A 20,865-nucleotide genomic window follows, 5' to 3' on the forward strand; every position below is an offset into this window, starting at 1 on the left:
CAACCGTCACCTACGGTTCCGTAGGTTTGACCCTACGGTACCGTAGGTTCGGTGCCGCGACACATGCGGACGCAGGTCGGCCAGCAGGTCTGCGGCCAGGTGCTCGGCATCCACGAGGAGGCGGTCGTACACCAGCCGGGCCTGCCCGACCCGGTGCCGGGTGACCAGGTGCAGGACGGCCACCGCGACCAGGGCTCCGACGGCCGGGCCCACCCAGTAGACCCAGCCCTCGCGCCACGTCCAGGTCACGACGGCGGGGCCGAGGCTGCGGGCCGGGTTCGAGCTCGTGCCGGTCAGCGGCGCCTCGATCGCCACCAGCACGGCGTACAGCGGGCCCATCACCCACGGCGTCAGGTGTCGGATCGTGGGTCGTGCCGCCATCGCGAGCACGAGCGCCACGAGTGCGAACGTCACGAGCGCCTCGAGCCCGGCCGCCTGCCAGGCTGCCAACCCCACCTCGGGGACCGTGGCACCCCACCGCACGCCGCGTCCCCACGGGCCCCACAGCCGGACCACCGCCGCGCCGGCGATCGCCCCCGTGGTCTGGGCGAGCACGTATCCCGTGGCCAGTGCGGTCGAGATGGTGCCCTCGACGCGGAACGCCAGGGTGACCGCCGGGTTGAGGTGCGCACCCGAGCGCCGGCCCCAGCGGGACAGGCTCGCGGCCGTACCCGACAGGCCGAACAGGCCGCCGGCGACGAAGCGCCGCGCCCATCCGGCCACGTCGAGCCCGGCCAGCGGGCCGGTGGGTGAGACCACCAGGATGACCGCCGTCAGGCCACCGATCATGAGCAGCGCGGTCGCCACGGCCTCGGCTCCGAGGGTGCCCAGGGTCGACCGGGTGCGGTGCTGCGTCACAGTCCCAGGCTGGACTGCATGAGGCCCCCGTCGGCCACCACCGTCGTCGCGGTGACGTAGCGTGCGGCGTCGGACGCGAGGAACGCGACCACCGAGCCGATCGCGGCGGGCTCGGCCACCCGGCCGAGCGGGATCGCCGCGTCCAGTGCGCGCATCTTGACGGGGTCGGACTCTGTCGAGGCGTTGATCGGGGTGTCCACCGCCCCGGGCGCCACGCCGACCACCCGGATGCCGTGCGGGCCCAGCTCGACACCGGCCGTGCGGGTGAGCATGCGCATGCCGCCCTTGGAGACGCAGTAGGCGGTGTTGCCGGGCATCGGCCAGTCTTCGTGCACCGACGAGATGTTGATCACCACCCCGCCACCGCCCTGGGCGATGAACTGGTGGGCGGCGGCCTGAGTGCCGAAGAACGCGCCCTTGAGGTTGACCCCGAGCACCGCGTCGTAGTCCTGCTCGGTGGTGTCGAGCAGGGCGTGGCGGGTCTCGATCCCGGCGTTGTTCACCATGACGTCGAGCCGGCCGAACTCCTCGACGGCCGCGGCGACGAGCCGGGTGAGGTCCTCCGGGCGGGAGACGTCCGCCTCGACCGCGATCGCCCGGTGACCGGCCGACATGAGGCTCGCCACCGCGGCGTCCGCCGCCGTCGACGCGCCCACGTGGTCGATCACCACGGAGGCGCCTGCCTCGGCCACCGCCGCGACGACCGCCGCTCCGATGCCCGTCGCGCCGCCCGTGACGACGACGGTCCGGCCCGCGAGCGGGCCCTCAGTCCCCGTGGCTGCCATGTGTGCGTCCCTTCTCGAACATCAGGTGCGCGACCAGCGCGGTCCAGCCGGTCTGGTGGCTGGCTCCGAGCCCGGCGCCGGTGTCGCCGTGGAAGTACTCGCTGAAAGTCGGGTGCGACCACAGCGGCCCTCCCGGGTGATCGACCGGGTCGCTCGGCCGTCGGCCGTCCGGACCGGGGTGGAACAGGGCGAGCAGGCGGTCGGTGAGCTCGCCCGCCACGGCGTGCAGGTCCACTGCGCGGCCGCTGCCGGCCGGGAGCTCGACGCGCAGGTCGCGGCCCGCGCCGTCGGCGTAGGTGTGCAGCGCGTCGACGAGCAGCGCGTTGACCGGCAGCCACACCGGCCCGCGCCAGTTCGAGTTCCCCCCCGAACAGCCCCGACCGCGAGGCACCCGGGTCGTACTCGATCGCCATCGCACGCCCGTCCGGGTCGCCCTTCACCCCGTACGCCGCGGACAGCGACCGCACGCCGTGGTCGGACCAGAACTCGCCCGGGTCCAGCAGTCGGGCCAGCAGGCGCTGCCACCGGCCAGGATCGACCAGCGCGAGAGTGCCGGCGCTCGTGGCGTCCGGGTGCGTGACCAGGCAGTGGGCGAGCAGGTCGGCGCGGTGCTCCTCGATCCACCCGCGCCGGAGGGTGTACCCCGGCAGGTCGGTGGCGACCCAGTGCGGCTCGAGCGCGACGGCCAGCAGCGGCACGAGCCCGACCAGCGACCGCACGCGCACCGGCTCGGCGTGGCCTGCGCCGTCGACGAGCACGTCGTAGAAGAAGCCGTCCGCCTCGTCCCACAGCCGCACGTCGGAGGACCCGAACGCCTCGGTGGCCTCGGCGATCGCCAGGAACCGCTCCAGGAACGTGGTGGCGAGCTCCTCCCACGTCGGGTCGTGCCGGGCGAGCTCCTGCGCCATGCGCAGCATCGACAGGAACGCGAAGGCCACCCAGCTCGTCGCGTCGGACTGCTCGAGCCGGTGCCCGGCGGGGACGTCCGTGGACCTGTCGAACAGCGAGATGTTGTCCATCCCGAGGAACCCGCCGGTGTACAGGTCGTTGCCGGCGACGTCCTTGCGGTTGAGCCACCAGGACACGTTGAGGAGCAGCTTGGAGAGCACCGTGCCCAGGAAGACCCGGTCGCGAGCGCCGTCGATGAGGTACACCTGCCAGGCGGCCCAGGCGTGCACCGGCGGGTTGACGTCGGAGAACTCCCACTCGTACGCGGGCAGCTGGCCCGCGGGGTGCTGGACCCACTCCCGGCACATCAGCAGCAGCTGCTCCTTGGCGAACGCGGGGTCGACGTGGGCGAGCGTGACCGCGTGGAAGGCCAGGTCCCACGCGGCGAACCAGGGGTACTCCCAGTCGTCGGGCATCGAGATGACGTCGGCCAGCTCGAGGTGGGTCCACCCGGCGTTGCGGCCCTCGCGGCGCCGCGGGGGAGGCGCGGGCTGGGCGGGGTCGCCCTCGAGCCACTCGCGCACCGAGTAGCGGTAGACCTGCTTGCCCCACAGCAGGCCGGCGAACGTCCGCCGCGCCACCGCACGGTCGGCGTCGTCGACGGCCGTCGGCAGGGTGGCGGCGTAGAACTCGTCGGCCTCGGCCCGGCGCGCGGCGAGCACGTCGTCGAAGCCGTCGAACGGGTCGGCGGCGCCGTGGCGCGCGGCGCGGAGCCTGAGCCGGACGGTGGTGGTGGCGCCGGGCGCGACCTCGCGGGTCCAGCGCAGACCGACCTTGGTGCCGTGCCCGTCGGGGTGCGTCGCGGTGCGGTCGCCGTGCACGACGGCACGCTCGACGCCGTTCTTGGGGTATGGCGTGATCGGCGTCGCGGCGCCCCACAGCCCGACGACGTCGGTCTCGTTGTCGCACACCAGGACCTCGGGGGCGTCGTCGGCATGCACCTCGTAGTAGCCGAGGAAGTCGTGGTGGGCGCGCAGCAGGACGCGGCCGGCGGGGGCGTCCGCGGGCGGGTCGCCGACCTCGATGACGGGCGTGCGGTCGTCGCGGCCCCAGGCCCAGGTGTTGCGGAACCACAGCTGGGGGACCAGGTGGATCGTCGCGGGATCGGGCCCGCGGTTGGTCGCCTCGACCGTGACCAGCACGTCGTCGACGTCGGCCTTGGCGTGGCTGACGGTCACGTCGAAGAAGCGGTCCTCGGCCAGGACGCCGGTGTCGGCGAGCTCGTACTCACGCACGTCGCGGCCGCGGTGGGCGTTCTGCTCGATCAGGTCGCGGTACGGGTAGGCGGCCTGCGGGTAGCGGTAGAGCAGGCTGCCCCAGGAGTGCGTCGGGGTCGCGTCCAGCGCCCACCAGTACTCCTTGACGTCCTCGCCGTGGTTGCCCTGCGCGTTGGTCAGGCCGAAGAAGCGCTCCTTGAGCCGCTCGTCGTGGCCGTTCCACAACGCGACGGCCAGGTGCAGGAAACCATGCGAGTCGCACAGGCCGGCGATGCCGTCCTCGCCCCACCGGTACGCCCGCGCCGACGCCTGCTCGAAGGGGAAGGACGCCCAGGCATCGCCGTCGGCGGAGTAGTCCTCACGGACCGTGCCCCACTGGCGCGCCGCCTGGTACGGGCCCCAGAGGCGCCAGCCGCGGTCCTCCTGGGCGAGGCGGTCGCCTTCGCGCGTCGTGGAGCTCATCGCACTCCTCGTGGTCGTCGTCGTCACGATAGGTCGGCCCTCCAGGGGGTGCCCGGTGAGAGTGGGGAAGTGCTGTGTGCATGATCGACGGGTGGCGCAGCGGGGACCGGGGCGCGAGGCGGCGTAGATTTGCCGCCATGCGTCTGCCGAATCCGCTCTACGGTCTGTACGAGCGGAGGCTGGCCCGCAGCCTGCCCGTGGACGCCAGGCCGCGACACATCGGCGTCATCCTGGACGGCAACCGGCGGTGGGCGCGCACCTTCGGTGCCCAGGCCGCGGACGGGCACCGCGCCGGCGCGGACAAGATCGCCGAGGTGCTCGGCTGGTGCGAGGACGTGGGCGTCGAGCGCGTCACGCTCTGGATGCTGTCCACGGACAACCTGTCCCGCGCCGAGCGGGAGCTGGGCGACCTGCTCGAGATCATCGGCGAGGCCGTGACGGGTCTGGCGGCGACCAGGCGCTGGCACTTGCAGGTGATGGGTGCGCTCGAGCTGTTGCCGTCGGAGGTCGCGACCAGGCTGCGGGAGGCCGAGGCGGCGACGGCGGACGTGCGGGGGATGCACGTCAACGTGGCCGTCGGCTACGGCGGACGCCGGGAGATCGCCGACGCGGTGCGATCCCTGCTGCGCGAGCACGCCCGCAACGGCACTCCGCTCGAGGACCTCGCCGAGTCGTTCGACGTCGAGCACATCGCCGACCACCTGTACACCAAGGGCCAGCCTGACCCCGACCTGGTGATCCGCACGTCGGGTGAGCAGCGGCTGAGCGGGTTCCTGATGTGGCAGTCGGTGCACTCGGAGTTCTACTTCTGCGAGGCGTACTGGCCGGACTTCCGCCACGTCGACTTCCTCCGCGCCCTGCGCTCCTACGCCGCCCGGGAGCGCCGCCTGGGCCGCTGACCCCACCCCACCCAGGGGTGATCAAGGAACTCCTGTCCGCCCCCGGGTGGTGATCAAGGAACTCCTGTCCACCCAGGGGCGACGATCAGGGAAGTCACGGCGCGCTGGACGAGCACGAGTTCCTTGATCACGGCCATGGGGTGAGCATCACTTCCTTGATCGCCTTGCCTGGAGGGCGTGTCGGCGCGGGGCGTCGGGCCGGGGTGCTTAGGCTCGAAGCACTCAGGACGGCGTCCGTCGTCCCTCGGGAGGCCGGCTCATGGCTCTGACTGGGGGAGGCCGGTCCCCGGCCTCCAGGCCGGCCGACCGGGTCCACCGCAGCGGGAGCCGGCGTGCGCGTCGGTGACCCCCCGACTCGGCGCACCCGCGCCGGAGGGGAGCCCTCGTGAGCCGCACCTACGTCCTGGACACCTCGGTCCTGCTGTCCGACCCGCGCGCGATGCTGCGGTTCGCCGAGCACGCCGTGGTCCTGCCCGTGGTGGTCATCACCGAGCTCGAGGCCAAGCGCCACCACGCCGAGCTGGGCTACTTCGCCCGCAGCGCGCTGCGCACCCTGGACGACCTGCGCATCCTGCACGGGCGGCTCGACCAGGCGGTCCCGGTCGGTGACGCGGGAGGGACGCTCCGGGTCGAGCTCAACCACGTCGACCAGGCGGTCCTCCCGGCCGGCTTCAGGCTGGGTGACAACGACAGCCGCATCCTGGCCGTCGCCAAGAACCTGTCGGACGAGGGCCACGACGTCACGCTGGTGTCCAAGGACCTGCCGATGCGGGTCAAGGCCTCCGCGGTCGGCCTGACGGCCGAGGAGTACCGCCACGAGCTCGCCGTGGACTCGGGGTGGACCGGCATGACCGAGCTCACCATCATCGAGGAGCAGATGGCTCGCCTCTACGAGTCCGAGCGTCTCGAGCTGGCCGACGTCGACCTCACCGCTCAGGAGCCGGGCCCCCTGCTGTGCCACACCGGCGCGGTGGTCCACTCGGCCCGCGGCTCGGCGCTGGCCCGGGTCACGCCGGACAAGCAGCTGCGGCTGGTCCGCGGGGACGCCGACGCGTTCGGGCTGCACGGTCGCAGCGCTGAGCAGCGCATCGCGCTCGACCTGCTCCTCGACGAGGAGGTCGGGATCGTCTCGCTGGGCGGTCGGGCCGGCACCGGCAAGTCGGCCCTGGCACTGTGCGCAGGGCTCGAGGCGGTGCTCGAGCGCCGCCAGCACCGCAAGGTCGTGGTGTTCCGGCCGCTGTACGCCGTCGGGGGCCAGGAGCTCGGCTACCTGCCCGGCACGGAGAACGAGAAGATGAACCCGTGGGGCCAGGCGGTCTTCGACACCCTCGGCTCGGTGGTCTCCGGCGAGGTCGTCGAGGAGGTCCTGGACCGCGGCATGCTCGAGGTGCTCCCGCTGACGCACATCCGCGGACGCTCGCTGCACGACGCCTTCGTCATCGTCGACGAGGCGCAGTCCCTGGAGCGCAACGTGCTGCTCACGGTCCTGTCGCGGATCGGGCAGAGCTCGCGCGTGGTGCTCACCCACGACGTCGCGCAGCGCGACAACCTCCGGGTGGGCAGGCACGACGGCGTCGCCGCGGTGATCGAGGCTCTCAAGGGGCACCCGCTGTTCGCGCACATCACGCTGACCCGGTCCGAGCGGTCGCCGATCGCCGCGCTGGTCACCGACATGCTGGAGGGGCTGGAGCTCTGAGCCGCCCACGAGGCCGGCGCCCACGTGGCCGGCCTGGTGGGCGCGTCAGCGCCGTGCGCCCCCGACCCACGCCCGGATCGCCGACTCGTCCTGCGGCGAGAGCTCCATCCGGGCACCACGGCACAGCCCGACGACGTAGTCGGTCCAGGTCTGGGCGAGCTGGGCGACCGTCGGCTTCGTGCTCAGGTCCAGGCCGGAGTACAGCACCCCGGCGATCACCGCGTTGACCGAGGCCCGCCCGATCGCCTCGCCGGCGGCCTGGCAGGCGTCCCGCACCCGACGGGCGGTCTCGGCCCGCTCGAAGGGGCGCGAGCGCACGTCCTTGGCGAGCTCGCGCAGCAGCACGCCGTACCGCTCGGTCGGCAGGTTGGGGATGTCGGTGACCTCGACCACCTGGCGTTGCAGCGGAGGGAGATCGACGCCGTCGGCGCCCGGCAGGTCCGCCTCGCTGAACCGCTTGGGGTCCCACACCCAGCCGGGGGAGGGCTTGGTCGCCGTCCCCAGCTCGGGCACGACCGCCGCCAGCCAGTCGAAGAACCCGCCCGCACCACCCCAGTCCGAGCCCGACAGGGCGGGGTCGGCCTTCTGCGCGGCCTGGGCCACGGCCCCGCCCGTCAGGGGCCGGTCCGCCGTGCGGACCTGGCGCAGCACCGCGCGCCGGGCGGGGCTCGGGGCGTCCTTGCGCCCGCTCGCCCTGGGGGCGGCCTCCTCCTCCGGTTCGGGCACCGCGGGCTCACGGACCAGCTCGACCAGCTCGTCGGCCGTGATGACGGCGTCAGCCACCGCGCGGTAGGCGCTCGCCGCGGGTCCGGCGGTCACGATGGTCACCCGGCGGTCCGACGCCCGACAGCGCAGGGCCAGCGGCGTGAAGTCGGCGTCGGCCGACACGATGACGAACTCGTCGTACCGGGTGGACGCCGCGAGCGCGTCCACCGCGTCGAGGACCAGGTTGATGTCCGCGCTGGACTTGCCCTGCTGGGTCAGCGACGGGCAGTCCACCACGCTGAAGCCGGCCCGCGTGAAGTTCGGCCGGAACTGCGAGAACGCGGCCGGGTTGAGATAGCAGGAGCGCACCAGGAACCGGCGGGTGAACTCTCCGTCGGCGTCGCTGCCGGCCTCCAGGGCGGAGAGCCAGTGCGCGGGCGAGACGGCGAACGCCTCCGCAGCCTCGCGGTCCAGCCGCTGCAGGCCGATGTAGACGTTGTCGAAGTCGACGAACAGCGCGCAGCGGACCCGCCGGGTCTCGGTCTCCTCGGCCACGGCTCAGGCCCGCGGCGGACGGGTCATGGACAGCACGTCCAGGGCGGCGTCGAGCTGGTCCTCGCTGATCTCCCCGCGGTCGACGAAGCCCAGGTCGAGGACCGCCTCGCGCACGGTCATCTTCCGTGCGACGGCGTGCTTGGCGACCTTCGCCGCCGCCTCGTAGCCGATCACGCGGTTCAGGGGCGTGACGATGGACGGCGACGACTCCGCGAAGGCCCGCGCTCGGTCCTCGTTGGCGGTCATCCCGTCCACGGTCCGGTCGGCCAGCAGGCGTGCCGCGTTGGACAGCAGACGGATCGACTCCAGCACGCCCATGGCCATGACCGGGATCTGCACGTTGAGCTCGAAGGCGCCGCTGGCCCCGGCCCAGGCCACGGTCGCGTCGTTGCCGACCACCCGGGCGCAGACCATCAGGACGGCCTCCGGGATCACCGGGTTGACCTTGCCCGGCATGATCGACGAGCCGGGCTGCAGGTCCGGCAGCGCGATCTCGCCCAGGCCGGTGTTGGGCCCGGAGCCCATCCAGCGCAGGTCGTTGCAGATCTTGGTCAGGCTCACCGCGATCGTCCGCAGCGCGCCGGACAGCTCGACCAGGCCGTCGCGGGCTCCCTGGGCCTCGAAGTGGTTGCGGGCCTCGGTCAGCGGCAGACCGGTGTCCTCGCGCAGGAGCTCGATCACCCGCTGCGGGAAGCCGGCCGGGGTGTTGATGCCGGTGCCGACGGCCGTGCCGCCCAACGGGAGCTCTGCGGTGCGCGGGAGTGCGGCGGCCAGCCGCTCCGCGCCTGCCCGGACCGCCGCCGCGTAGCCGCCGACCTCCTGGCCCAGCGTGACCGGGGTCGCGTCCATGAGGTGCGTGCGGCCGGACTTGACCACGTGGGCCCAGTCCTCGGCCTTGCGGCCGAGGGCGGACGCGAGGTGCTCGAGCGCGGGCGCGAGGTCGTGGGTGAGCCCGGCGGTCGCGGCCACGTGCACCGACGTCGGGAACACGTCGTTCGAGGACTGCGAGGCGTTCACGTGGTCGTTGGGGTGCACGTCGCGACCCAGGCGGCGCGTGGCCAGGGTTGCGAGCACCTCGTTCATGTTCATGTTCGACGACGTCCCCGACCCGGTCTGGTAGACGTCGACGGGGAAGTGCTCGTCGTGCGCGCCCGAGGCGACCTCGTCGGCGGCGGCCACGATGGCGTCGGCCATGTCCTGCTCCAGGACACCGAGCTCGGCGTTGGTGCGGGCCGCGGCCTTCTTCACGCGGGCCAGGGCCTCGATGTGGGTGCGTTCCAGGCGCGTGCCGGAGATCGGGAAGTTCTGCACCGCCCGCAGGGTCTGGGCGCGGTACAGCGCGTCGACGGGGACCTCGACGTCCCCCATGGTGTCGTGCTCGATCCGGTATCCGGGCCTCGTCGCTTCGGTCATGGGGCCATCCTGGCATCGGCGTCGACCCCACGTCGCACCGCGCTCGCGCCCAGCCGGGCGTGGACGAGGCCGACGAGCCGCATCGGCCTCAGGGCGTCCGTGCGATCCCAGGCCGACGCGGGCACGGCCTCGGCGTCCGGGACCCACTCGGCCTCGAAGCCCCTCGCTCGCACCATCGCGAGGATCTCGTCCGCCTCCGGCGTCCAGCGCCAGGGCTCCCCGCCGGCACCGGCAGCAGCGCCGACCGCCGCCGCGTAGCCGGCTCCGGCCGCGTCCCGTTCCCCGCGTGGCAGCAGGTGGTCCATGACGAGCTCGCTGCCGGGCGCCAGCCGTCCGAGCCCGCCCAGCACGGAATCGACCGAGGCGGGCGTGAGGTACATCGTGACGCCGAGCCACGCCACGACGGCCGGAAGGCTCAGGTCGAGACCAGCACGGGCGAGTTGATCGAGCAGCCCGGGCTGCCCGAGGTCCCAGGGCACGGGAATCGCCGACGGCGTCAGCCCGGCGCGCGCGAAGGCCTCCCGTCGATCCTCCAGGGCGTCCGGGAGATCCACGGCGAACGCCGTCAGGGGGCGGGCCGAGCGCTCGGCGGAGGTGTCCAGGCCGGCGCCGAGGACCACGTACTGCTCGGCGCTCGACGCCGCGAGCCGGTCCTCGGCGAAGCGGCTACGCAGCACGGTGGAGGCGCGCGCACCCGCGAGGATCGGCTCGGCAGGCAGTCGGCGGTGGAAGCTCAGGGCCTCGTGGTCGGCGGCCAGCGCCACGGCGAGCTCGTCGGTCAGCAGGAACGGGGGCCGGTCGACCAGCACGTGGGCCGCGCGCGCGGCGCAGGACATCATCGCGGTGCTCATGACCATTCAAGTATCAATGAATGTCCCAAAATGCAACCGAACAATACCAAAAGAATCGCGTCAAGAAAAGGGCAGGGTGTCCCGTGCCGCGCCGGACCTCAGGCGATCGACCCGCGAACCGTGACCGGCCGCACCCGCCCCTCGGCGAGGGTGTACTCGGCGCCGACGACGGCGCAGCTGCCGTCGGCCACGGCGGTGGCCAGACCCGTCGAGTACGCCATCAGCATGTCGACGGTGTGCGTGATGTGCCCGCGGCCGAGGGCGGCGGGCGACGGGACCACGACGCGGCACTCGTCGTCCCCGCTGCTCGGCAGCTCGACGATGCTCGGTATCACCCGGTCCACGACGGCGCGCACGAACCCGGTCGGCATGGTTCCGGTGGACAGGGCGTGCGCGGCGGCGGCGACCGCGCCGCACGAGTCGTGGCCCAGCACCACGACGAGCGACGCGCCGGCCACCACCACGCCGTACTCGATCGAGCCGATCACGGTGGTGTCCACGACGTGCCCGGCGGTGCGGATCACGAACAGGTTGCCCAGGCCCCGGTCGAAGACGATCTCGGCGGCAACCCGTGAGTCGCTGCAGCCGAACACCACCGCGAACGGGTGCTGCGCCTCGGCGATCTCCCCGCGCCTGGTCGCGTCCTGGGACGGATGGTGCATGCGATCGGCGACGAAACGCTCGTTCCCGTCGAGGAGCGCAGACCACGCCTCGCCTGGAGTCATGGCCGCCATGCTTGCAGGCCGACGGTGGCCGTGCGCGTCGGCTCCCCGCTGCACCTCCGGGTGTCCCACGAGCCCGCTCAGATGCCGATCAGACCGATCACCAGCGACATCACCAGCACGGTGATCAGCTCGTGCGCGACGTTGACCGTGGTCAGCCCGGCCGGTCGGGCCTCGAAGGCGTCGTGCGTGATCATTCGCGCCGCGGTGAACCCTGCCCACAGCACGACACCCGTGACCAGGGCATCGACCAGGAACGTGCCCTGGTAGAACTCGAACGCGATGGTGATCGCTCCGGCGAGGACCATCGCGGTCACGAAGCTCACGGCGACGGTGACCAGGATCGGCAGCACCCCGCGCGAGGCGGCCGTGTCCCGGTCCACCTTGGCCTGGGTCATCCAGTACTCGCCGAAGACCCGCGGGGTGTACCAGAGCGAGCCCACGACCATGGTCGACGCGGTGGCCAGCAGCACCGCCCAGAAGTTGATCGTCGGCACGGTCATCATCGGCTCCTGGGTCGGCGGCACTCGAACGGGTCCAGCGGTGAGCCGGCGTGCCCCCGCGCCGGGATCGCCCGCAGTCTAGGGGTGCGCGGCGGTGGCGTGCCGACGTGCGGATCGGCCCCGGCGCCTGGTCGTGCCGACGCGCGACGAGCCGGGAGCGGACGTCGTCAGTCGAGCTCGGCCGCGGTCGGGGGGTTGGCGCCGGGCCGGCTCACCGTGATCGCCGCGATCCTGGCGCAGCGTTCGAGCACCGCCCGCCACACCTCGGTACCCGCGTCGCGCAGCGCAGGGCGGCGTTCCGCGCCGAGCAGGCCGGCCGACCAGAGGCCGTCGATCAACCCGCCCATGAACGAGTCGCCGGCACCCACGGTGTCGGCGACCTGCACCGGCGGCGCCGGGACCTGCACCTCGAGACCTGTGGCGGTCACCGCCACCGCGCCGGCCCCGCCACGGGTGACGACGACGGCGGCCGGGCCCATCGACGCCCAGCGGCGGGCGTGCTCGAGCGGGTCGGCTGCCGGGTCGAGCCAGGTGAGGTCCTCGTCGCTGACCTTGACCACGTCGGACAGCGTGACCAGGTGGTCCACCAGGGCTGCGGTCTCCTCGGGCGGAGGCATCAGGGACGGGCGGATGTTGGGGTCGTAGGTCAGGGTCGCGGACGCGCGGTGCGCCTGGAGGATCCGTGCCACGTCCGTCGCGCCGGGCTCCAGCACCGCGCCGATCGACCCGGTGTGCACGACGAGGGGCGGGGCGGGCGGTGACGCCCAGTGCTCGGGCACCTGCCAGGCGAGGTCGAAGACGTACGTCGCTGCGCCCGTGGCGTCGAGCACCGCCTCGGCGACCGAGGTGTGGTCCGCGCCGTCCGAGCCGGGCACCACTGCGACCCCTGAGGCGGCGAGGTGGGCGGCGATCTCCGCCCCGCGCGCGTCGGTGCCGAACCACGTCAGCAGGTCCACCCCGCGACGCAGACGCGCCAGCCCGATCGCAACGTTCATCGGCGAGCCGCCCGGGTGCTCGGTGCGCGTGCCGTCGGCGCGGCTCACCACGTCCACGAGGGCCTCGCCGATCACCAGGGCGCGGCGCTCCTCAGCCTCGACGTCGGAGGCGAGCTCGGTCTGGACGCCGGGCGCCAGGACGGCCTCGGCCTGGTCACCGGTGGTGCTGTCGGGCTCGTGCATCACTGCTCCTGGGGCTCGTCGCTCGCGGTTGCCGACTGCGCGCGGGCCGCGTCCAGCCGCTGCCGCGCCCCGTCCAGCCACTGCTGGCAGCGGGCCGCGAGCGCCTCCCCGCGCTCCCACAGGTCGAGGGACGTCTCCAGGGGCTGGTCACCGGTCTCGAGGCGCTGCACCACCAGGACGAGCTCGTCCCTGGCCTGCTCGTAGGTCATCGCCGCGACGTCGTCGGGAAGTTCTGGCACGGGGCCAGTAAACCGTGCCTCGGGGCGCGACGCCCTCAACCACGTACCACGGCGCCGATCTCTCCCTCGGCGAGCCGCAGTCGCAGAGGGTCGCCGGGGGCGACGTCGGCGGGGCCGCGAACGACCGCACCGTCGTCCCGCTGCACCACGGCGTACCCGCGGGCCAGGGTCGCGGCCGGCGAGAGGGCCGTGAGCTGTGCGTGCAGCCGGCCCAGCGCCGCGGACCGGTCGACGAGCACGCGGTCGAGGCCGCGCCGCAGGGACTCGCGGTGCTGGGCGATGTCGCGGGCATGCCGGTCGACCAGGGTGGTGGGGGCGGCCAGGGCCGGGCGGGAGCGCAGGGCCGCCAGCCGCTCGGCCTCGCGCCGCAGCATCCGCTCGACGGCGGCGGCCGCCCGCTGGCGTGCCTGGGCCAGGCCGCGGCGCTCTTCGGCCACGTCGGGCACGATGCGTTTGGCGGCATCGGTGGGGGTCGAGGCACGGTGGTCGGCGACCAGGTCGAGCAAGGGGGCGTCGGTCTCGTGCCCGATCGCGCTCACCAGGGGCGTCCGGCAGGCTGCGGCGGCCCGCACCATCGCCTCGTTCGAGAACGGCAGGAGATCCTCGACCGATCCGCCGCCGCGGGCCACCACGATCACCTCGACCTGTGGGTCCGCGTCGAGCTCGGCGATCGCGGCACTCACCTCGGGGACTGCGCGGGGTCCCTGGACGGCCACCTCCCGGATCACGAACTCCACCGCAGGCCACCGGGCACGGGCGTTGACCACCACGTCGTGCTCGGCCTTGGACTCCCGGCCGCAGACGAGTCCGACCACGCGAGGCAGGAAGGGCAGCGCCACCTTGCGCTCGACGTCGAACAGGCCCTCGGCGGCCAGCACGCCCCGTAGGTGCTCGATGCGGGCCAGCAGCTCGCCCAGGCCGACGACGCGGATGGTGTCGGCCTGGAGCTGCAGGGTGCCGCGCTTGGACCAGAACGTCGGGGTCGCGTGCACGACCACGTGGGAGCCCTCGGAGATCTCGCCGAGGACGCGGGTGTGCGCGACCACCGTCAGTGAGACGTCCGCCTCGGTGTCCCGCAGCGTCATGAAGCTCATCCCGGCCCGTCGGTTGAGCTGGACCAGCTGGCCCTCCACCCACACGCCCGGCATGCGCTGCACGTACTCGGCGATCTTGGCGGACAGGTGGCGCACCGGCCACGGCTGCTCGGCGGTGGTCTCCAGGGCCCGGGCAGGAAGTGCGGTCACGGGTCAAGCCTCCCCCACCGTGGCCGTGATCAAGGAATCCGTGCCCGGTGATGGGCATGGATTCCTTGATCACGGCAGGGAAGGGTGGGCTTACCTAGACTGGGGGCATGACCAGACGTGTACTGCTCGCTGCCCCGCGCGGGTACTGCGCCGGGGTGGACCGGGCCGTCATCGCGGTCGAGAAGGCCCTGGAGCACTACGGCCCGCCCGTGTACGTCCGCAAGGAGATCGTGCACAACAAGCATGTCGTGGCCACCCTGGCCGAACGCGGGGCCGTCTTCGTCGAGGAGACCGACGAGGTGCCCGAGGGCGCTCGCGTGGTGTTCTCGGCGCACGGCGTGTCCCCGGCCGTGCACCGCGCTGCGGCCGCCCGCAACCTTCGCACCATCGACGCGACCTGCCCCCTGGTCACCAAGGTGCACAAGGAGGCGGTCCGGTTCGCGAACGACGACGTGGACATCCTGCTGATCGGGCACACCGGGCACGAGGAGGTCGAGGGCACCTCCGGCGAGGCCCCGGAGCACATCCAGGTCGTCGACTCCCCGGACGCCGTCGACTCCGTGGTCGTGCGTGACCCCGACAAGGTCGTGTGGCTGAGCCAGACGACCCTGTCGGTCGACGAGACGATGGAGACGGTCCGCAGGCTTCGCGAGAGGTTCCCGAACCTCCAGGATCCGCCCAGCGACGACATCTGCTACGCGACCCAGAACCGCCAGGTGGCCGTCAAGAAGATGGCGCCGGAGTGCGACGTGGTGGTGGTCGTGGGCTCGGCCAACTCGTCGAACTCCGTGCGGCTGGTCGAGGTCGCGCTGGACGCGGGGTCGCGGTCCGCCTACCGCATCGACACCGCGGCCGAGATCGACCCGGAGTGGCTCTCGGACGCCGCGACGGTCGGGGTCACCTCGGGCGCTTCGGTGCCGGAGATCCTGGTGCGCGACGTGGTCGCCCGGTTGGCGGAGCTGGGCTTCGGCGACGTCCAGGAGGTCCGGACGGCGACGGAGGACCTGATGTTCTCCCTGCCGCGTGAGCTGCGGGCGGACCTCAAGGCCGCGGGCAAGGACGACGCGCACGGGCGCCGCTCCCCGGCGTCGACGCACTGAGGCGTCGAGCCACCGCCCCTACCCGGACGGCTCACGCCCCGGCGGCCTCGTCCGCATCGGCCAGGAGCTCGGGTGCGCTCAGCGTCCCCACCCTCGTCTCCTGGTAGGGCGGGGCGTCGAGACCGGCGTCGACCACCCCGAGCGCCGAGAACCGTCGGGCGCTGACCAGCACTCGGGACTCGAGTGACGCGACGGTCTGGTTGTAGGCCGTGGCGGCGGCGTCCAGCGCCCGACCCAGCCGTGTCACGTGCCCGCCCAGCGTGCCGATGCGCCCGTGCAGCTCCTTGCCCAGGTCGAGCACGGTCTGCGCGTTAGCGGCCAGTGCGTCCTGGCGCCACGCGTAGCCGACCGTGCGCAGCAGGGCCAGGAGCGTGGACGGGGTCGCCACCACGACGTTGCGGTCGAACGCGTACTCGACCAGTCCCGGGTCCTGCTCCACGGCGGCCTGCCAGAACGACTCGGCCGGCACGAACATGACGACGAACTCGGGTGCGGCGCCGACCCCGTCCCAGTAGCGCTTGGCGGCGAGCGCATCGACGTGCGCGCGGACCTGACGGGCGTGGGCGGACATGCGCTCCGCCCGCGTCGCCTCGTCCGTGGCCTCGGCCGCCTCGAGGAAGCCCAGGAAGGCGACCTTGGCGTCGACCACCACGCGCTTGCCGCCCGCGAGGCGGACCACCAGGTCGGGCCGGAGCACACCGTCGTCGGTACGAACGCTGTCCTGCTCGACGAAGTCCACGTACGGCAGCATCCCGGCGACCTCGACGAGTCGTCGGAGCTGGAGCTCACCCCACCGGCCGCGCACGTGCGACGACCGCAGCGCCGTGACCAGCCGGGACGTCTCGCCGCGCAGCGCCTCCGACGACTCGCGCATCGCGCGGACCTGCTCCGCCAGCGCAGCGGCCCCTTGCGCCCGCGCGATCTCGGCCGAGCCCAGCTCGCGCTGCACCGCCTGCAACGTCGTGGCCAGTGGCTCGACGAGCGCGCGCACGGCCTCCTCGCGCTCGCGCAGGCCGGACTCGTGCACCTGTTGCGCGGCCGCCAGGCGCTGGTGCGCCAGCGCGAGGAACTGGTCGCTGCTCGCACTGAGCGCGTCCGCGGCCAGCGCCCGGAACTGCTCCGCCTGGCGCTCGCGGTCCTCGGACCGGTCCCGGGTCAGCTCCTGCTCGCGCGCCGCCCACGCCGCGCGCGCCGCCTCCTCGCGCGCGCAGGCTCGGGCCGCAGCGACCTCCGCCGCCCGGACGCGTCCGGCGGACCGGCCGGTGCCCACCGCCCAGCCCGCCAGCACGCCGACGAGGGCGCCGAGCGCCAGCCACCCGAGGATCTGCAGCACGTCCATGGCACCCACCGTGCCAGCCGGCACCGACACCCCGCGGTGCACCCCGGCGCGGCTGGCCGCGGTCGGACATGCGACCGAAGGCCGACGTCCGGGGCCCGGGAGGCTTCTACTGTGTCGGCGTGAACGTCCCCGAGCCTCCACCTCCGGCACGGCAGGAGCCGTACGGACAGGCGCCGGCACCGGCCCGGCAGACGCACGCGCCGCAGCCCGACGTCCCCGAGGCGCTCCGGCTCCGCGGGCTGTGGAAGTCCTTCGGCCCGAAGACCGCGGTCGCGGGGGTGGACCTCGACGTGCCGCGCGGGTCGTTCTACGGGCTGGTCGGGCCGAACGGCGCGGGGAAGACCACCACGCTGTCGATCTCCACCGGGCTCCTGGTGCCCGACGCCGGGCAGGTGCTGGTGCACGGCCGGGACCTGTGGGCGGCACCGCAGCAGGTCAAGGGGATGCTCGGCATCCTGCCGGACGGGCTGCGGCTGTTCGACCGGCTGACCGGCGCACAGCTCATCACCTATGCGGGCCTGCTGCAGGGTCTGGACCGTGAGACGGTCGTGTCCCGGACCGAGGACCTGCTGCGCGCCGTGGACCTGGTCGCGGACCGCGACACCCTGGTGGTGGACTACTCGGCCGGCATGTCGAAGAAGATCGCGCTGGCGTGCGCGCTCGTGCACGCGCCGTCGCTGCTGGTGCTGGACGAGCCGTTCGAGGCCGTGGACCCGATCTCCGCGGCGAACATCCGGGACCTGCTCGGGTCCTACGTCGCCTCGGGCGGGACGGTGATCGTCTCGAGCCACGTGATGGACCTGGTGCAGCGGATGTGCTCGCACGTGGCGGTGATCGCCGCAGGCCGGGTGCTCGCGGCCGGGACCGTCGAGGACGTCCGTGCAGGCGCGAGCCTCGAGGACCGCTTCGTGGAGCTGGTGGGCGGGCGCGTGGCGGGGGAGGGCCTGGCGTGGTTGAGCACCTCGTCCGACTGAAGCTCACCCTGCTGCGCAACGGCCTGCGGCGCAGTCCTTGGCAGATCGTCGGGATGGTCGTCGGCGCGCTCTACGGGGTGATGGCCCTGATCGGCGTCGGTGTGGGGATCGTCGCCCTGGCCCTGAGCACCGACGCGAGCCTGCGCCGCGCCGTGCTCGTGGTGGGCGGCTCGGCGGTGGTGCTCGGCTGGGCGGTTCTTCCGATGATCGCTTTCGGGGTGGACGCCACCCTCGACCCGGCCCGGTTCGTGACGTTCCCGGTGCCGACCCGTCGTCTGCTGGCCGGGCTCGGCCTCGCGGCACTGATCGGGGTCCCGGGGGTGGTCACCGTGCTCGGCGTGCTCGGCGCGAGCGTGGTGTGGTGGCGCGAGCCGGTCGTGGTGCCAGTCGCCATGCTGACCGGCCTCCTCGCGGTGGCTGTGGCCGTGGTGGCCTCGCGTGCCACCACGACGACCCTGGCGTCGGTGCTGAGCGGGCGACGCACCCGCGAGGCTTCCGCGTTCGCGTTCCTCGTCCTGCTGGCGGCCGCCTACCTGGGGTTCGGGAGGCTCACCACGGGTGGGCTGGGTCCAGGGACCGACCTGCGCGGCCTGCTGTCCGGCGTCGCCGACGTGCTCGGGTGGACCCCGGTCGGGGCGGCGTGGGCGGCTCCCGCCGACGCGGCCGCGGGCGCGTGGGGGACCGCCGTGCTGCGGACGCTCGTGCTGGTCGCCTCGCTGGCGGCCCTGCTGGTCTGGTGGGACCGCGCGATGGCCCGGGCCCTGGTCCGCCCCGCGAGCAAGGACGCCGCCGCGGGCGCGCATGGCCTCGGGATGTTCGCGCGTCTGCCCGCGACGCCGTTGGGTGCGGTGACGGCGCGGTGCCTGACGTACTGGCGCCGCGACCCGCGCTACATCCTGGCGGTCGCTGCCGTGCCGCTGGTGCCGATCGCGATGTACGCCTTCGGCTCGGGCTCGACGGCGCTGTGGTTCCTGCCGATGATGACCGGGATCCTCGGATGGTCCATCGCGGCCGACACCTCGAGCGACGGCACCGCGTTCTGGGCGCACGTCGCCGCCCCGCTGCGCGGCGTCGACGACCGGCTCGGCCGCGCCATCGCCGCCGGCCTCGTCCTGGTTCCGCTCGCCGCGCTGCTCGTCGTGGTCCTCGGCGTCCTCACCGGGCACGCCGACGACCTCCCGGCGCTGCTCGGGGTGGGCCTCGGCACGCTCGGGGTGTCGCTCGGGGTGGCCAGCGTGATGTCTGCGCTCGTCGTGATGCGCGTGCAGCAGTCGGGCGAGAACGTGTTCGGCACCCGTCAGGGCGGCTCGGTGGTCTCCGTGCTCTCCCAGCTGGTCGGCATGCTGGCCGTGCTCGGCCTGTCGTCCCCGGTCCTGGGGCTCTGCGTCCTTGCGGTGGTGCGGCACTCCGCGGTGCTCGGTTGGTCGGCCCTCGTGGTGGGCCTGGCGCTCGGGGCGACGGTGCTCACGGTCGGCGTGCGCTGGGGTGGTCGCCTGCTGGACCGGCGCGCCCCCGTGATCCTCCAGGAGATCGTCTCGATGGTCTGACGTCCGCCGCCTGGTCCGTCGGGCCGCCGGTGCCGCCCGTAGACTGCTCGCCCGTGGCTCTCACCATCGGCATCGTCGGACTGCCCAACGTCGGCAAGTCGACCCTCTTCAACGCGCTGACCCGCAACGACGTGCTCGCTGCGAACTACCCCTTCGCGACCATCGAGCCCAACGTCGGGGTCGTGCCGCTGCCGGACCCGCGTCTGGAGGTGCTGTCCGACCTGTTCGAGTCCGAGCGTGTGGTGCCCGCGACGGTCTCCTTCGTCGACATCGCCGGCATCGTCAAGGGCGCCAGCGAGGGCGAGGGGCTCGGGAACCAGTTCCTGGCCAACATCCGCGAGGCGGACGCGATCTGCCAGGTGGTGCGCGCCTTCGCCGACGACGACGTCGTGCACGTCACCGGCCGCGTCGACCCCGCCGACGACATCGAGACGGTCAACACCGAGCTGATCCTGGCCGACCTGCAGACCCTGGACAAGGCCGTGCCGCGCCTGGAGAAGGAGGTGCGGGGCAAGAAGACGGACCCCACCGTCCTGGCGGTCGCTCAGCTCGCCCAGGAGGTGCTCGGCGCGGGCGAGACGTTGTTCGCCGCACGGGACCGGCTGGACGCCGCGGGCGCCACCCCGAGGATCCTGCGCGAGCTCGGCCTGCTGACCACCAAGCCGTTCATCTACGTCTTCAACACCGATGACGCCGGTCTGGCCGACGGCGATCTCCAGGCCCGGCTGCGCGAGACCGTGGCGCCGGCCGACTGCGTGTTCCTGGACGCCAAGTTCGAGTCCGAGCTGGTGGAGCTCGACCCCGAGGACGCCACGGAGATGCTGGCCGACTCGGGCCAGACCGAGGCCGGCCTGGACCAGCTGGCCCGCGTGGGATTCCACACGCTGGGGCTGCAGACGTTCCTGACGGCCGGCCCGAAGGAGTCGCGGGCCTGGACCATCCGCCGCGGCTGGACCGCGCCGCAGGCGGCGGGCGTCATCCACACGGACTTCGAGAAGGGCTTCATCAAGGCCGAGGTGATCTCCTACGACGACCTGGTCGAGGCCGGCTCGGTCGCCGCGGCCCGCGCGGTGGGCAAGGCCCGGATCGAGGGCAAGGACTACGTCATGGCCGACGGCGACGTGGTCGAGTTCCGGTTCAACGTGTAGGGGCAGCCGGGACGCTCACCGCGCGCCCGCCTCCTGCCGCACGTACTGCGAGCCCAGGTGCGTGCCGATCACCGTCCCGGCGGGGAAGCGGTCCGCGACCACGAGCATCTCCATCACCGACAGCTGGACGAGCTCTGCGGCGTCCTGAGGGGGCAGGTCGTCCAGCCACCCGCCGCACGTGAGGCTGTCACGGAACGCCAGCACCAGGTCGTCGAGGCTCATCGCCGACTCGACGACCTCGGCCGTCGTCGTGGCGCGTGCGGAGTGCAGGCCCGCGAACGCTCGGCCGCAGCCGCAGGGCTGGCCCGTGCCGCGGAGGTCGGAGGCGCAGACCGCGCCGAACATCACGAGCTCTCCGGGTGTGGTCCAGGAGTAGTCGTCGGCCCGTGTGCCCTGGGTCGCCTCGGTCGCCGTCAGAACCTTCATGGGGTCACCTCCGGGTCGAACGCTAGTTCGATCCGCTGACACGCCGTGCGGGCCGA

General features: G+C 73.2%; 19 protein-coding genes. 6 read left to right on the forward strand and 13 right to left on the reverse strand.

Translation table 11 applies throughout. From position 1 onward, the window contains the following. Window positions 1–6: 6 nt before the first annotated feature. The 3 genes from Q6348_RS06530 to Q6348_RS06540 are packed head-to-tail and all read right to left on the reverse strand — an operon-like array spanning window position 7 to window position 4,270. On the reverse strand, window positions 7–858 hold the full coding sequence (locus tag Q6348_RS06530) for an MIP/aquaporin family protein (RefSeq protein ID WP_304600490.1): 852 nt from the start codon (window positions 856–858) through the stop codon (window positions 7–9). Next, window positions 855–1,574, reverse strand: coding sequence for an SDR family NAD(P)-dependent oxidoreductase (locus tag Q6348_RS06535; protein WP_304601932.1), 720 nt, complete (start codon window positions 1,572–1,574; stop codon window positions 855–857). The genes Q6348_RS06530 and Q6348_RS06535 overlap by 4 nt, the downstream gene beginning before the upstream one ends. Beyond that, entirely contained in the window at window positions 1,523–4,270 is a 2,748-nt protein-coding gene (locus Q6348_RS06540; RefSeq protein ID WP_304600491.1) for an MGH1-like glycoside hydrolase domain-containing protein, read from the reverse strand. Before Q6348_RS06540 ends, Q6348_RS06535 begins: the two co-directional genes overlap by 52 nt. A gap of 137 nt (window positions 4,271–4,407) precedes the next feature. Here Q6348_RS06540 and Q6348_RS06545 point away from each other — a divergent pair, with 137 nt between their 5' ends. Beyond that, window positions 4,408–5,169, forward strand: a complete 762-nt coding sequence (locus Q6348_RS06545; protein WP_304600492.1) for an isoprenyl transferase — start codon at window positions 4,408–4,410, stop codon at window positions 5,167–5,169. Window positions 5,170–5,554: 385 nt separating this feature from the next. Continuing rightward, window positions 5,555–6,865, forward strand: coding sequence for an RNA 5'-3' helicase PhoH2 (phoH2, locus tag Q6348_RS06550; protein WP_304600493.1), 1,311 nt, complete (start codon window positions 5,555–5,557; stop codon window positions 6,863–6,865). A 45-nt stretch (window positions 6,866–6,910) separates the two neighbouring features. Here the strand turns inward: phoH2 and Q6348_RS06555 are convergent, their stop codons facing one another. The 8 genes from Q6348_RS06555 to xseA all read right to left on the reverse strand — a co-directional run bounded on the left by Q6348_RS06555 (window position 6,911) and on the right by xseA (window position 14,275). Next, complete coding sequence (locus tag Q6348_RS06555) at window positions 6,911–8,125, reverse strand: NYN domain-containing protein (RefSeq protein ID WP_304600494.1); 1,215 nt, start codon at window positions 8,123–8,125, stop codon at window positions 6,911–6,913. Window positions 8,126–8,128: 3 nt separating this feature from the next. Continuing rightward, window positions 8,129–9,538, reverse strand: coding sequence for a class II fumarate hydratase (locus Q6348_RS06560; protein ID WP_304600495.1), 1,410 nt, complete (start codon window positions 9,536–9,538; stop codon window positions 8,129–8,131). After that, complete coding sequence (locus tag Q6348_RS06565; protein ID WP_304600496.1) at window positions 9,535–10,389, reverse strand: class I SAM-dependent methyltransferase; 855 nt, start codon at window positions 10,387–10,389, stop codon at window positions 9,535–9,537. Before Q6348_RS06565 ends, Q6348_RS06560 begins: the two co-directional genes overlap by 4 nt. Before the next feature lie 98 nt (window positions 10,390–10,487). Next, complete coding sequence (locus Q6348_RS06570) at window positions 10,488–11,114, reverse strand: carbonic anhydrase (protein ID WP_304600497.1); 627 nt, start codon at window positions 11,112–11,114, stop codon at window positions 10,488–10,490. Between the two features lie 77 nt (window positions 11,115–11,191). Further along, window positions 11,192–11,614 (reverse strand): DUF1761 domain-containing protein, encoded by a 423-nt coding sequence (locus Q6348_RS06575; RefSeq protein WP_304600498.1) that lies wholly within the window; start codon window positions 11,612–11,614, stop codon window positions 11,192–11,194. A gap of 167 nt (window positions 11,615–11,781) precedes the next feature. Beyond that, window positions 11,782–12,792 carry a carbohydrate kinase family protein gene (locus Q6348_RS06580; protein ID WP_304600499.1) on the reverse strand — a complete coding sequence of 337 codons (1,011 nt, stop codon included), beginning with the start codon at window positions 12,790–12,792 and terminating at the stop codon, window positions 11,782–11,784. Continuing rightward, entirely contained in the window at window positions 12,792–13,031 is a 240-nt protein-coding gene (locus tag Q6348_RS06585) for an exodeoxyribonuclease VII small subunit (protein ID WP_304600500.1), read from the reverse strand. Before Q6348_RS06585 ends, Q6348_RS06580 begins: the two co-directional genes overlap by 1 nt. 35 nt (window positions 13,032–13,066) lie before the next feature. Continuing rightward, window positions 13,067–14,275 (reverse strand): exodeoxyribonuclease VII large subunit, encoded by a 1,209-nt coding sequence (gene xseA, locus Q6348_RS06590; RefSeq protein ID WP_304600501.1) that lies wholly within the window; start codon window positions 14,273–14,275, stop codon window positions 13,067–13,069. A 107-nt stretch (window positions 14,276–14,382) separates the two neighbouring features. Here xseA and Q6348_RS06595 point away from each other — a divergent pair, with 107 nt between their 5' ends. Beyond that, entirely contained in the window at window positions 14,383–15,375 is a 993-nt protein-coding gene (locus Q6348_RS06595) for a 4-hydroxy-3-methylbut-2-enyl diphosphate reductase (RefSeq protein ID WP_304600502.1), read from the forward strand. 31 nt (window positions 15,376–15,406) lie between these two features. Here the strand turns inward: Q6348_RS06595 and Q6348_RS06600 are convergent, their stop codons facing one another. Next, window positions 15,407–16,714, reverse strand: coding sequence for a DNA recombination protein RmuC (locus Q6348_RS06600; protein WP_304600503.1), 1,308 nt, complete (start codon window positions 16,712–16,714; stop codon window positions 15,407–15,409). Window positions 16,715–16,833: 119 nt separating this feature from the next. On the opposite strand from Q6348_RS06600, the gene Q6348_RS06605 reads away from it, so the two are divergent. Genes Q6348_RS06605 through ychF form a run of 3 tightly spaced genes read left to right on the forward strand, consistent with a single transcriptional unit; the run spans window position 16,834 to window position 20,383 of the window. Beyond that, window positions 16,834–17,688: an ABC transporter ATP-binding protein gene (locus tag Q6348_RS06605; protein WP_304600504.1), complete on the forward strand. Its 855-nt coding sequence runs from the start codon at window positions 16,834–16,836 to the stop codon at window positions 17,686–17,688. After that, on the forward strand, window positions 17,664–19,235 hold the full coding sequence (locus tag Q6348_RS06610; RefSeq protein WP_304600505.1) for a hypothetical protein: 1,572 nt from the start codon (window positions 17,664–17,666) through the stop codon (window positions 19,233–19,235). Before Q6348_RS06605 ends, Q6348_RS06610 begins: the two co-directional genes overlap by 25 nt. Before the next feature lie 53 nt (window positions 19,236–19,288). Continuing rightward, a complete protein-coding gene (ychF, locus tag Q6348_RS06615) occupies window positions 19,289–20,383 on the forward strand; it encodes a redox-regulated ATPase YchF (RefSeq protein WP_304600506.1) in 1,095 nt (364 codons plus the stop codon). Between the two features lie 15 nt (window positions 20,384–20,398). Here ychF and Q6348_RS06620 read toward each other — a convergent pair whose 3' ends face one another. Next, window positions 20,399–20,809, reverse strand: a complete 411-nt coding sequence (locus Q6348_RS06620) for a DUF7715 family protein (protein WP_304600507.1) — start codon at window positions 20,807–20,809, stop codon at window positions 20,399–20,401. Between the last annotated feature and the right edge of the window lie 56 nt (window positions 20,810–20,865).

Source organism: Actinotalea lenta, from assembly GCF_030586465.1.
Lineage (GTDB): Bacteria > Actinomycetota > Actinomycetes > Actinomycetales > Cellulomonadaceae > Actinotalea > Actinotalea lenta.